General features: G+C 60.2%; 12 protein-coding genes. 1 reads left to right on the top strand and 11 read right to left on the bottom strand.

From position 1 onward, the window contains the following. Positions 1-2 precede the first annotated feature (2 nt). The 11 genes from AC2D8O_RS06645 to ccoS all read right to left on the bottom strand — a co-directional run bounded on the left by AC2D8O_RS06645 (position 3) and on the right by ccoS (position 12019). Entirely contained in the window at positions 3-1115 is a 1113-nt protein-coding gene (locus AC2D8O_RS06645; RefSeq protein WP_484678015.1) for an efflux RND transporter periplasmic adaptor subunit, read from the bottom strand. 76 nt (positions 1116-1191) lie between these two features. Beyond that, positions 1192-1548, bottom strand: coding sequence for a hypothetical protein (locus AC2D8O_RS06640; RefSeq protein WP_484678014.1), 357 nt, complete (start codon positions 1546-1548; stop codon positions 1192-1194). Between the two features lie 354 nt (positions 1549-1902). Then, positions 1903-4719, bottom strand: a complete 2817-nt coding sequence (locus AC2D8O_RS06635; RefSeq protein WP_484678013.1) for an ATP-binding protein — start codon at positions 4717-4719, stop codon at positions 1903-1905. Positions 4720-4850: 131 nt separating this feature from the next. Beyond that, positions 4851-5258, bottom strand: a complete 408-nt coding sequence (locus AC2D8O_RS06630) for a hypothetical protein (RefSeq protein ID WP_484678012.1) — start codon at positions 5256-5258, stop codon at positions 4851-4853. 250 nt (positions 5259-5508) lie between these two features. After that, positions 5509-6237, bottom strand: coding sequence for a sulfite exporter TauE/SafE family protein (locus tag AC2D8O_RS06625; RefSeq protein ID WP_484678011.1), 729 nt, complete (start codon positions 6235-6237; stop codon positions 5509-5511). Beyond that, positions 6221-6739, bottom strand: a complete 519-nt coding sequence (locus AC2D8O_RS06620) for a FixH family protein (protein WP_484678010.1) — start codon at positions 6737-6739, stop codon at positions 6221-6223. Before AC2D8O_RS06620 ends, AC2D8O_RS06625 begins: the two co-directional genes overlap by 17 nt. Next, a complete protein-coding gene (gene ccoG / locus AC2D8O_RS06615) occupies positions 6736-8202 on the bottom strand; it encodes a cytochrome c oxidase accessory protein CcoG (RefSeq protein WP_484678009.1) in 1467 nt (488 codons plus the stop codon). Before ccoG ends, AC2D8O_RS06620 begins: the two co-directional genes overlap by 4 nt. Before the next feature lie 84 nt (positions 8203-8286). Further along, on the bottom strand, positions 8287-9261 hold the full coding sequence (locus AC2D8O_RS06610) for a c-type cytochrome (protein ID WP_484678008.1): 975 nt from the start codon (positions 9259-9261) through the stop codon (positions 8287-8289). Then, entirely contained in the window at positions 9258-9461 is a 204-nt protein-coding gene (locus AC2D8O_RS06605; RefSeq protein ID WP_484678007.1) for a hypothetical protein, read from the bottom strand. Before AC2D8O_RS06605 ends, AC2D8O_RS06610 begins: the two co-directional genes overlap by 4 nt. A gap of 36 nt (positions 9462-9497) precedes the next feature. Next, positions 9498-11711: a cytochrome-c oxidase, cbb3-type subunit I gene (gene ccoN, locus AC2D8O_RS06600; RefSeq protein WP_484678006.1), complete on the bottom strand. Its 2214-nt coding sequence runs from the start codon at positions 11709-11711 to the stop codon at positions 9498-9500. A gap of 110 nt (positions 11712-11821) precedes the next feature. Beyond that, positions 11822-12019, bottom strand: a complete 198-nt coding sequence (gene ccoS / locus AC2D8O_RS06595; RefSeq protein WP_484678005.1) for a cbb3-type cytochrome oxidase assembly protein CcoS — start codon at positions 12017-12019, stop codon at positions 11822-11824. A 305-nt stretch (positions 12020-12324) separates the two neighbouring features. Between ccoS and AC2D8O_RS06590 the strand changes: the two genes are divergently transcribed. Then, positions 12325-12801, top strand: a complete 477-nt coding sequence (locus tag AC2D8O_RS06590) for a DUF1569 domain-containing protein (protein WP_484678004.1) — start codon at positions 12325-12327, stop codon at positions 12799-12801. Positions 12802-12953 lie beyond the last annotated feature (152 nt).

Here is a 12953-nt window from a genome sequence, read left to right as displayed (position 1 = left end):
GCTTAGGGCTTACGGTTGGCAACTATCCCCGTCGAACGCGCTTCCGGCACGATAACCATACCGCCCCGCAGCCGTTGCACACCCTCCAGCACTATTCGCTCTCCAGGCTGGAAACCTTCTGACACCAGATACGCGCCATTGATGCGCGTCAACGGTTGGAATGACCTCAGCTGAACCCTGTTGGCCGTATCTACTGTGTAGACACACACTTTATCCTGCACCTCGAACGTAGCTCGCTGGTCTATCACGAAAGCATTGCGAATACGGTGCGTCAACACCACCTTACCCGCCGAACCATGCTTCAGCAAACGCTGCGGATTGGCAAAACGGGCCCGAAACGCAAGGTTCCCCGATGCTGCATCCACCTCCGAATCGTTGGTCTCAATCGTTCCCTTCAGCGGATAATCGCTCCCATCGGCCAGCTTGAGGGCCACTTCCAATCCGCGGCGTGCAACCAGCTCCCTGCCCAGCTGCAGGTAGTCCACTTCCGAGACATGGAAATACACAAACACCTCGCTGTTATCGGAAAGCGAGGTAAGGATCTCGTCCTCCTGTACCAAACTACCCGCCTTGTAGGGCAATCGGTTGATTTCGCCTGCAAACGACGCCCGCACCGCCGAATAGGACAGCAGCAGTTGGGCTTCTGAAATGGCAGCCCGGGCCGCCTCTACCTGCGCCTGTGCAGCATCGCGTTGTGCCTGCACTTTTTCCAGTGCACTCCTCGACACTATCTTCTTGGCCAGCAATGCCTCAGTGTTCTGCAGCTCCACTTCTGTGGCGCGCAAGGCCGCCTGCGCTTCGCTCAGTGCCGCACGCGCTTTGGCAAGGGCTTCCTCCTGTAGTCGGCTGTCAAACGTGAACAGCAGCTGCCCAGCCGACACAGTCTGGCCTTCATCAACGTGCACCTTCGCCAGATAACCGCGCTGCCGTGCGCGCACATCCACTTTCCGCACCGAATGAATGTCGGCTACGTATTCTGTCTGATAGGTAGTATCCAACGCCTGCACCAGACCTACTGGATAGGCCAGCGGCTGCTCGGTATTTTCCCGATGCGCAGTGCAGCCCGCAAAAAAGAACGATAGAAGGCTAAAAGCCCCCCAAAAAAGGGTTTTCATGTTTTTGGAAGAATAACAGTGACAGCCGCCCTACACACTTGTGTGGGCAGGCCAATGCCTGGAGGCAAACCGTCCGTCAGTCTTCCTTGGGGGGCGGAGTTGCAATCTCCAGTGCGGGGCCGGCCACTGTTGACACGAAAATGGACAACCCATAATCCAGTCGGCAGGCCATAGCTACAGCCTGCAAGCGACAGATGCCTGGAAGTAGTATTTCAGGCAGACTGTTGGAGGCAAAACTTGCGCTCTCGTCAGCATCTTCGTCTTCGGGCATGTCGTCTACATACCCTAGAAGCACCTCCGAAACAAACTCGGAAAGCCCGTTAATGGCATCAGCTGGGCCATTGGAAGCATACGGCATGCCCGCCTCGTTACCCTGTGTAAACAGGATGTTGAGGTACAGGACCATAAACAGGTATACACCGAGTTTCTGCATCAGGCCGTTTGCTGTGTCAAAAATACCATACTGCCCAGAAACTGCATCAGTTCCACCCGAAACAATAAAATCACATCGTCCGAAACCAGACCCGCCTGCAACCCGACTTACCCGCGCGACAATCACCTCAACCTGGTGGATAGCCTTCTGCATTCCGCCGGCGTTTACGCCCTTTGAGCTTACGGTGCTGCTGGCCAAAAGCTGAGACAACACCTGGCTTGCCACCCTCAACTTCGCTGCCGGCGTCCACTACAACGGTTCCACCTGGGCTTCCTGCAATGCGTCCACGGCCATGCTGGCGCGACTTACGCCCAATCCAGCCCACCACACTCAACCTTTTTGTGAAGGCCACCCCTACTCCGCATAGCGGTACTCCAGCCCCAGCTGCTGGCCAATCACCGTCAGCAGGTCGGCTGGGCGGTACGGCTTGCCCACAAACCCGTCGAAGCCCTGCTCCAGCACATGCTCCCGGTCTTTGTCCAGCACACTGGCCGTCACCGCCAGCACCTTGGGCACATGGGCCAGTGGCAGTTCCCGCATCTTCAGAAACGCCTCCACGCCCGACATCCCGCCCATGCGGATGTCCATCAGCACCACTTCGGGTGCAAAGCCCATCACTTCCGCCAGAAACTCCTCGCCACTGCTTACAGTTGCCACCTCAAAGCCAACGGTCTGCAACACGTTGGCGGCCACGCGACGGTTCAGCTCCACATCGTCCACAATCATCACCCGAACAGGGCTCGAGCGGTTGTAGCCCATCACCTTTCGGTCACGGGTGGCCTTGCGCTCGGGCTTGGCGGGCACTTCCAGCACTTCCAGTTCCAGATAGAATGAGAATCGGCTGCCCACACCAATGGCGCTCTGCAACTCTAGCTTGGTGCCCATCAGCTGTAGAAAGCTATTGACGATGGCCAGCCCCAGCCCGCTGCCGCTTTCCACGCGGCCATCGGCCTGCTGTATCTGCTGAAAGGGCTGCAGAATGCGGTCGAACTGGTCGGCCGGAATGCCGGGCCCAGTGTCCGATACCCTGAACCGCAGGCCCAGTCCCTCCCGCTCAATTGTGAGACGCACTTCGCCCTGCTGCGTAAACTTCACGGCATTGCCCATCAGGTTGATGAGTACCTGCTTCAGCTTGCGGCTGTCGGCCTTCACCCGCTTGGGAACGTCAGCTCCCAGCGTCACTTCCAGCCCGAGCAGCTTCTGGCCACAGCGCAGCCTGAACGCCTGCCGCATTTCCTCGCACAATGCCTCCAGGTCCAGGGGTTGCAGTTCCAGCTGCACGGCCCCGGCTTCGATGCGCGCCAGGTCCAGCACGTCGTTGATAAGGTCCAGCAGGTGCTCGCCACTCTGGGCTATCACCCGCAGTTTGTCCTTGTGCTCGTCGGCCAGGTCACTGTAATCCAGCAGCAGTTGTGCGTAGCCGATGACACCAATGAGCGGAGTGCGCAACTCATGGCTCATGTTGGCCAGAAACTCGCTCTTGGCTTTCGACGCCGATTCCGCACGGCCCTGTGCTTCCAGTGCCTCCTGACGAGAGGCCTGCAATTCCGTGTTCACCGTTTCCAGCATCTCGGCATTCTGTCGCAGTTCTTCCTGCTGGGCCATCAGTTCGGCGTTCACTTCCGAAAGTTGCTTCTGTGCCTTGAACCGATCGGTAATGTCGATGGACAGACACAGAGATCCCTGCAACTGCCCCTCGCCGTCGCGGATCGGCGAAAACGCATGCTCAAACACCCGGTCGTTGAAGTGGCCCACAGCCTGAAACCGCTCACCGGCAACGGCCCGCTTAAGGTTCAGCAGCAGCTCGGCGTTCTGGGCAAACACCTCGAATATGTTGCGCCCCGACGACTCGCGGCTGCTGTCGGCGCCCAGCAGCGGCAGCGCCTTGCCCTCCATAAAGGTCAGTCTGCCTCCCAGGTCCATGCCCATCAGCGCCATGGGGGCATTGTCCAGCACGGTGCGCAAGCGCGCCTGGTTGTCTTCCAACACCCGGTTCATCTGCTCCAGCTGCTCTTTCTGGTCGCGCAGTTCCAGTTGGGCTTTTTCCAGGTCACTGATATCAATGGAAACACCTACTACTCCTCGTTGCCGCCCATCGGCACCCAACATGGGGTATAGCACACTCTGGTAATGGACCTCACCAATCACCCGCCGGTTGGTTACGCGCTCTCCGGTCATTGCCCGCCGCATGGCTGCTATTGCCTTGGTATCGGCTGCGTTCAGCTCAAAGTAGTTCTGCCCCAACAGCTGGTCGGGCTTCATTGTCAGGTGCTTGCTGATGGTACCTTCGATCATCATTATCTGTCCTTCCATGTCCAGCGAAAACAGCGTCATGGGCGCGCTGCCCAACATCAGACGCAGGTTGTCGCGGTTGGTCCGCAGCTCTTCGTTGATTTTCTCCAGCTGCTCACTGTTGCTGCGCAGCTCCTCCTCGGTGGTCACCAGTTGCTCGTTGTAGGCCTGCAATTCTTCCTGCTGCGACAGCAACAGGGCATTTGCCGCTTGTATGTCTTTGATCAGCAGATGAATGCGCCGCACTGTTGGCCGGAACAGCAGCAGCGCCTGCAACAACGCCACCACAATCACCAGAAACCGAAGCAGCATACCCCGCAACTCAATAAACTTGATTTCCTGTAACGAGAGCGCGGCGTAGCGGAAAGTCGCCTCATTCATGTGGGCCAGAAAATCGTCGCTCAGCTGCGACAACTCCTGGCGCTGCGCTGCCTGAAATGCGCCGGGAGTATAGGGGCGCTGCGACAGTGAAAGCAGCTCCCAGGCTTTGGCGGTCAGCTGCTGCCGCAGGGGAGTGATTCGTTGGTAAAGGATCCGCAGGGTATCATCGCCACTGGCCGAAGAATTACGGTCATTCAGCATGCGCAGCAGCTCACCCTCTTCCGAGGCCCACTGGTCCAGCAGCAGTTTCAGCTCGGCTCGGCTCTCTGCCACCGCATTGGTGTCGTTCTCTTCCCACTCCTCTGCCAACCGATAAATCAGCCCCACCACCCGCTGGCTGCGCATCCGTTGCATGCCTGCGTGGTTTACAGCCCAGGCGTCGTTCTCTATTTTCTCCAACCCCCACCCCAGCAGGTACATCCCTGCAATTGAAATCGCCACAATGGCACCCATTGCAGCGAGATAGATAGCAGTTAGACGGCGTGTAGGATGTGCCAAGACCTCTTGGATATATCGTTTCACGGAAAAGGGGTCTTTGTTACGATAGGGGTGCAGAGCCAATTTAGGCAAATGACTCAAGCCACGGCCTTTTCATCCTTGAAATGGTCAGATACCAGGGTGAAAACGAGCTATGCACGTCCAGCTTCCAGCCCACCCGCCAGCAGCACGGCCGGGGGCACCAGATCGGAGAAAAGGAACGCCAGGTGTGGCCAGCCCTCAGGCCACTGCACCTGCCCATCCATCAGCAGCAGCACCGTCTCGGCGATATTCAGGTCCAGCAGCAGCATGCCGGCCAGCAACACAAACAGGCGCTTCACGGGCAGTGTGCCCTGTTGTCGTGTGCGAAACCCCAGCCACAGCAGCCACCCCAGAAGGGTCACGTACACCAGCGCCGTCACCAGCTTCCATTCGTGTACATACACTGCACCTTCGGACACAGGCTGGGCGGGCATGCCCAGGGCTATCAGACGCATCAGCAGATGAAGGCCCAGCGGCATGGTAAAGGCCAGCCACCAGAGCAGAGGATTCCGGGTCATGGCAGTAGCAGGGAAGAGGATTCGTCTTCCCCACAAACTACAACGAAACGTGATTCGATGACTGGCCGCCTTACGGCAACTTCGCATTGAAGACGGAAGGCTTCACTTCTACACGTCATTTCGAGCGCAGCGAGAAATCTACCTATAGGCGGCTTGCCGCCTTCCCCGCCAGTAGAGCTGGGATGCCACTGGCATCCCAAAAGTAGTCCCGATAAATCGGGAGACGTGGATGTATGGCGAACCGCCCCCCTCAGTGGCACACCGGTGTGCCTGCCAGCGCCTCGGCGTGGGTGGGCACCAGGTGCGGGCTCAGGTAGGGCACGTTTAGGTCCAGCCCGCGCACTACCAGCATCAGGCCCACCACTATCCCGGCCCCCACGGCCAGCCTGCGCCCCCAGAAGGGCGAGAGCCATTGTCGTGCGCGTTTGTGCACCGCCGTCAGCGCGGCCAGCAGGGGCAGCGTGCCCAGGCCAAACAGCGCCATGAAGAGCGCCGCCATAGGAGCAGTACCCGCCGCCGACGCACCCGCCAGCGCCACGTACACCATGCCACAAGGCAACAGGCCATTCAGCGCGCCCATACCCAGTGTGCGCAACATGCCAGGCTCGCGGCCCATGAGCCGGGCCACCGCATGCCGCAGCGCCTCTTGAAACCGTACCATCCAGCCGGGCGTGAAGCGGCTGCCCACCGGGGCGTATTGCAGCACAATGAGCACCAGCATGGCAACACCTGCCGCAATACTGAGCCCCTGATGCAGCCCCATCTGCGCCAGATTCCGCCCCAGCGTACCAAAGAGTACCCCCAGCACCGTGTACGTGCCAATGCGCCCTACGTGATAGACGATGCCCGAACGGATACTCTGGCCGCCCAGCAGCGCCACCAGCGGGCCACACATGGCCCCGCAGTGCAGACTGGCCGCCAGTCCCAGCGTCAGCGCCGAGAGCACATAGGCCAGGTCGGGGCTAACGAAATCCCACATTGGCAACTCCTTTCTTCTGTCCAGCAGCGGCAGGCGCAGGCGGCAAATACAGTTCCTGTTCTACGCGATAGGGGGTGCCAGCGGCATCCCAGGTGACGGTGAGGCGCCAGGCGCCATCGCGTAACAGCCCCCACGGAATCAGTTGCGTGCCCTCGGCCGAAACCGACAGCGGCAGTTCGAAGCTGGCAGCCGGGTCGCCGGGTCGCACCCATTTGATCTGGCCGCGCACAGGTGGCCGAAGCGCCGCAGGCGCGATACGCAGCGAAACTCCTCCAATCGCCTTTGTATCTACCTGCAGCGCTTCGTCCAGGGCTGCCGCATTGCGCAGGGCAACCAGTGTGCGCTCGTGGTCCAGACCGTCTTCATAGGCGCGGCTGCTAACCAGCTCGTCGCCGCGTACGGTGTCAGAGGTAATGGCCCGCCACAGAAAGCTGAGGATGAAAAGCATGAATGCTCCCAGGCTCAGCGCCAGACCCGTGCCCCAGTTCAGTTTTGTACTCATTGTTGGGGTGCCATAAAGTTGAGGGTTTCCGAAGCCAGGCGTTCTTCTTCGCCGTTGGGCAGGGTACGCCAGATTTCCAGTCGGGCGTCGGTGTGGGGCTGTTTCAGGGCGGCTGGTGTGGCCGACACGATCAGCATGCAGTCTTTCACGCCACCCTCGTTGGTGCCCGGCACCTCCAGCGTCCCGTCAGGGTTGCCGGGGTTCAGGGTCAGGCGGCTGTCCAGCCCCACGATTTTCACGCGGAGCCTCTGGGCGTCAAACGTTTTGTTCACCAGTTGCAGCTGATACAGGTTCTGCACGCTGCCGTCGTCCAGCTTCTGGAAGGTGGTGCCTTTCATGCGCAACAGCGTGGTTTCCACGTCGGTGCGGGTGGCCAGCAGCGTCACAATGCCCGCCAGCAGCACTGTCAGCACGGCGGTATAGCCCATCATGCGGCCTGTGAAGCGGAACTTCCGCTTGTCCTGTATCTCGGCAGCGCTGGCATACCGGATGAGACCCTCGGGCTTGCCGATTTTCTTCATCACGGGGTTGCAGGCGTCTATGCAGGCCGTGCAGTTGATGCACTCCAGCTGGGTGCCGTTGCGGATGTCGATGCCGGTGGGGCACACCTGCACGCAGAGGTGGCAGTCGATACAGTCGCCGTGGGTGCGCTCTTCGCCCTTGCGGATTTTGCCACGGGGCTCGCCGCGCTCGGTGTCGTAGGAAATGACCACGCTCTCGCGGTCCAGCAATACTCCCTGCAAACGGCCGTAGGGGCAGGCAGCTATGCACACCTGCTCGCGCAGGCGGGCAAACACCAGGTAGAACACCGCACTGAAAGCCAGCATGAAAAACAGGCCCGTGAGATGCTGGGCGGGCGGGTCGGTTATCAGCTTGATGACGGCCTCCGAGCCGATGATGTAAGCCAGGAAAACGTTGCCGATGAGAAACGAGATGGCGTAGAAGATGCCGTGTTTCAGCACCGTCTTCCGGATTTTCTCGCTGGTCCAGGGGCTTTGCGCCAGCGCCTTCTGGGCGGGGGCATCGCCTTCTATCCAGTATTCGATGCGGCGGAACACATGTTCCATGAAGATGGTCTGGGGGCAGACCCAGCCGCAGAAGAGGCGGCCGAAAGCCACGGTAAACAGCGCAATGAACAGCAGGCCCGCCAGCATCAGCAGGGCGAACAGGAAGGTATCCTGTGGCCAGAAGGGCTGCCCAAACACCACGAAGCGGCGCTCCAGTACGTTCAGCAGCAGCAGGGGGTGCCCATCGATGCGGACAAAGGGGGCGGCGAACAGCACCGTCAGCAGCACCACCGAGACGAGGGTGCGGCGGTCGGTCCATTTGCCTTCGGGCTTGCGGGCAAAGATCCAGCGGCGTTTGCCGTCGGCGGTCAGCGTGCCGATTGTGTCGCGGAAGGCTTCATCGCCAGGCGCGGCACCGGTCGGGGCGGAGGGAGGAGTATTGACCGGTGTAGACATGTTCCTGTGAGTTCGGTTTCCGAAAAGGGGCGTGGGGTTGTGGGCCACGCCCCGGTTACAGTCAGGTAGGGTAGTTGATGGTTATCAGTTACCCGCGGTTGTGGTGCTGTCGGTTGGCATGCCCGGATGGTTGTGGCCAGCGGGGTGTGCCGTAGCGGCGGTGCTGTCGGTGGCAGCCTTCCACACCTCGCCCTGCGGGGGCTTGGGGTTGGCAGGCTTGGTGCCTTCCAGCGTCAGGATGAAGCTGGACACCTGGGCCATCTGTGCGGGCGACAGCTGGGTGTTCCAGGCAATCATGCCTTTGTCGGGCACGCCGTACTTCACGGTGCGGAACACGTTCTGTATGCCGCCGCCGTGTATCCAGTATTCGTCGGTGAGGTTGGGGCCGATACCGCCCTGGCCTTCGGGGCCGTGGCAGGCTGCACAACGTTCAGTATACAGAGCCTGACCGGCCGTCAGGTCATTGGCCGCGGTCAGGGCTACGATGTTGTTCTCATCTACGGCGTTGGCGGCAGTTTTGGCATACTCGGCGGCTTGTACGGCAGCTACGCGCTCTTCTTCGGCCAGCTCCCAATCCTGGTCCAGGTGTTTCCAGTCCAGCACGGCAAAGCCTACCAGATAGACAATGGAAAAGGCAATGGTGCCGTAAAAGATGTAGTTGAACAGTGGCGGAGCGCCGTTGTCGAGCTCGGTGATGCCGTCGTAGTCGTGGCCGAGATCCTGGTCAAAAGAGGCCTCTTTGCCCTGTGCGGGCTTCAGGGCCACCATGCGGTCCCACGAGAGGTCGGGCAGCCAGCCAGAGAGAGCCTCACCAGCTGCCCCCAGTGGAGAATAGCCCGTCTTCTCTTTGGTATAAAAGTCTACCAGCACGGCCACTACAGAGAGCAGCACCAGCACCAAGAGGGCCAGTATGCCCACCATCACTCCCAGCGCGATGACGAAAAAGCGGGGCGACAGGGATTCGTCGGCAGCGGGGGCAGCCGCCGCCTGCTGGGCCAGAGCCAGGCCCGGGGCGCTGGCCAGCACGGCCAGCATAGTCAGCAGTCTTAGCGGTTTCATCGGTTGGCGGGGGTATCAGAGGTGGGAGTCACGGCGTCGGGGCGGGGTTCGTCGAGGGGCATGACAGCCATTTCCTCGAAGTAGCGCTTCCGTTCCAGCGCCATCCAAAGCAGCACTGCCAGAAAGAAGCAGCCGAAAAGGACGAACGAGAACAGGGGGTAGATACTCAGCCCTGTGGCGTTTTCCAGAAACTGGCGCATAAGGGTCAGGGATTGCGTGGAAGAAAAGGAACGGGGTTAGTGCGCGGTGGCGGTTGCTGCCTGGGCTGCCACGCCGGGCTTCACCTTGATGTCGGTGCCCAGGCGCTGGAGATAGGCAATCATGGCGATGATCTCGCGGTCAGCGGGGGTTTCCACACCGGTACCCTTGAGGTTTGCCTGAATCTGCTGGGCCTGTGCCTGGGCGCTGGCTACAGCCCCTTCGATGTCGGCATCGGTGTAGGGCACCCCCAGTTGCTTCATGGCGCGCACCTTGCTCTGGGTCAGGCTCAGGTCCAGGGCGTTGTCATGCAGCCAGGGATATGGCGGCATGATGCTGCCCTTGGAGATGGAGTCAGGCTTCAGCATGTGGCCAAAGTGCCAGGCATCGTTGTAGCGGCCACCCACTCGGTGCAGGTCGGGCCCGGTGCGCTTGCTGCCCCACAGGAAGGGGTGGTCGTACACAAACTCACCGCCTTTGGAGAACTCGCCGTAGCGCACCTGTTCCGAGCGGAAGGGGCGTACCATCTGGCTGTGGCAGGCGTTGCAGCCCTCGCGGATGTAGAGATCGCGGCCTTCCAGTTCCAGCGGCGTATAGGGCTTTACGCTGGCGATGCTCGGCACGTTGCTCTTGATGAGGAACGTAGGCATCATTTCCACGATACCGCCGATGAGGATGGCTACGGTACTGAGGGCAGTAAACAGCAGGGGCTTGCGCTCCAGAATGCGGTGCCAGGCGTATTTGCCGTCGGTACCTTCCAGGCTCTGGGGCAGTGCGGGGTGCGAATCGGCCTCGTTGGCTACCAGCTGACCCTGTGCTGCGGTCTTCCACAGGTTGTAGATCATGATGAAGAAGCCTACGATGTAGATACTGGCACCGATGCTGCGCACCACGTGCATGGGCAGAATCTGAAGTGTCGTAGCCAGGAAGTCGTACTTCAGCAGGCCGTCCTCCCGGAATTCCTTCCACATCAGGCCCTGGGTGAAGCCGCTCCAGTACATCGGTACTACGTAGAGTACAATGCCCAGCGTGCCGAGCCAGAAGTGCCAGTTGGCCAGCTTGGTGCTGAACAGCTGGGTTTTGTACATGCGAGGCAGCATCCAGTACAGCATCGCGAAAATCATGAAGCCATTCCAGCCGAGGGTACCTACGTGTACGTGGGCCGGAATCCAGTCGGTGTAGTGGGCTATGGCGTTGACGTTCTTCAGTGACAGCATCGGCCCTTCGAAGGTGGCCATGCCATAGCAGGTAACTGCCACCACCATGAACTTGAGCACAGCGTCGTCACGTACACGGTCCCACGCGCCACGGAGCGTAAGCAGGCCGTTGAGCATGCCACCCCAGCTTGGGGCAATCAGCATCACCGAGAACACCACGCCCAGCGCCTGTGCCCAGCCGGGCAGCGAGGTATACAGCAGGTGGTGTGGGCCTGCCCAGATGTAGAGGAAAATCAGCGACCAGAAGTGGACAATCGAGAGCCGGTAGCTGTACACCGGGCGCTGTGCGGCCTTGGGCAGGAAGTAATACATCAGGCCCAGGAACGGCGTAGTGAGGAAGAACGCCACGGCATTGTGGCCATACCACCACTGTACAAGGGCGTCCTGCACCCCGGCATATACATAATAGCTTTTTGTGAAGCCGATGGGCAGCTCAAAGCTGTTGACGATGTGCAGCACCGCCACCGTCACGAATGTGGCGATGTAGAACCACACGGCCACATACATGTGCGACACCCGCCGCTTTACGATGGTACCGATCATGTTGATGCCAAACACCACCCAGATGAGCGCAATGGCGATGTCGATGGGCCACTCGAGCTCGGCGTATTCGTGGCTGGTGCTGATACCCAGGGGCAGCGTAATGGCCGCCGCCAATATGATAAGCTGCCACCCCCAGAAGTGGATTTTACTGAGGAGGTCAGAGAACATGCGGGCCTTCAGCAGGCGCTGAAGCGAGTAGTACACCCCGGCGAAAATGGCATTGCCCACAAACGCGAAGATGATGGCGTTGGTGTGCAGCGGGCGAATGCGGCCGAACGAGGTGTAGGGGATACCAAAGTTGGCGGCGGGGGCATACAGCTGCACCGCTATCAGCAGCCCCACCAGCATCCCGATTACGCCGAACACCACCGAGGCAACGAGGAAGTTGCGCACGATAGCGTTGTCGTAGGCGAAATGCTCCAGCGGGCCGCGGGCGGCGGTGTGCCCCGAGCTGCCAGGCAGGTCGGAGGCGGGGACGGAGGCAGTTTGCATATGTTGAACAGGGGTGGGAGTTCCAGGAGACAAGGGGGGGGTGAGGAAGAAAGCCTGGGCGTGAGAAAGACAGCGAGAGATTGGTATATCGCCCAGGCGTTGTGGGAATATCAGGTGGGAGTCTGGCCGCCAGTATCAGGGTGCGGAGGTTCATGGGGCTCAGCGGGTGCTGGGGCGTCGAAGAGGGCACGGTAAGCCGGCGTGACGGTATCGTCGTACTGGCCACTGCGCACCGCCCAGCCAAACAGCCACAGAAATGCCACTGCTACCAGCAGGCTGCATCCGATGAGAAAGAAGAGAACCGACATGGCGTTGTGAGACTTTCGGGTACAGTGGCAAAGCTAGAGGCCCCCACCCTGCCCGACCCTGCCGCAGCCCATGCGAAAACATGACTTTCATCAGTATCCGCTCCCCTCAGTAACACACTTGGGCGGCGCAATCGCACGGTTTATGTTAACATCAGCCAGCTTCAAGCCTCCTGTCGCACACTTGAGCCGAACAGCCGTACCCTCCCCGCTGACCGCAGAATAAAACGGTTAAAAAGACCGAACAGGGTTGGCGGCAGTTGTCGCACGCCGTTCCTTTGCAGCACCACTCAACCACACGTATCCCCATGGCTCACAATGCTCTTGATCCTGCCGTACTGAAGCAGCTCTGTACCCGCATTGCCAGTGTTAAACCCGACAGCCCCGCCCTGTGGGGTGTAATGAACAGCCACCAGATGCTGCTGCACCTGCGCGATTCGCTGGAAGTGCTGCTGGGCCAGCGCAAGGTCAGCGCCCCTGGTTATCCGGCCCTTTTTCGCACGGCGTTTTTCCGGTGGCTGGGCCTGTATGTGGTGCCCATCAGCAAAGGAAAAGTGAAAACCGCGCCCGAAATAGACCAGGTGCGCGGCACAGGCCAGGCCTCCAAGCCTGCCGACTTTGCCGCCGACCAGCAGGCGCTGATCGAGATGATGGAGGTGTTTGGTCGCATGGACAAAACCCAGCTGTCTGACTGGCATCCCATTTTTGGGAAGTTCACGCCCAAGGACTGGGGCCGCCAGGTCTTCATCCACACCAACCACCACCTGCGCCAGTTCGGCTGCTGAGCCAGCACAACCCTATTGCTACTACCACGCACAGCCTCCGCACAGGGGCTGTTTGCGTTTACAGGATATGGGGGGGGCTACCGAATGCGCAGCACCAGCTTCAGCGCCGCGTCAATCTTCTCCATATCCTCGGCATCCATCTTCCCCAGCCA

The sequence above is a fragment of the Pontibacter sp. T17 genome (genome assembly GCF_057219875.1).
This window is presented reverse-complemented; position numbering and strand designations above follow the sequence as displayed.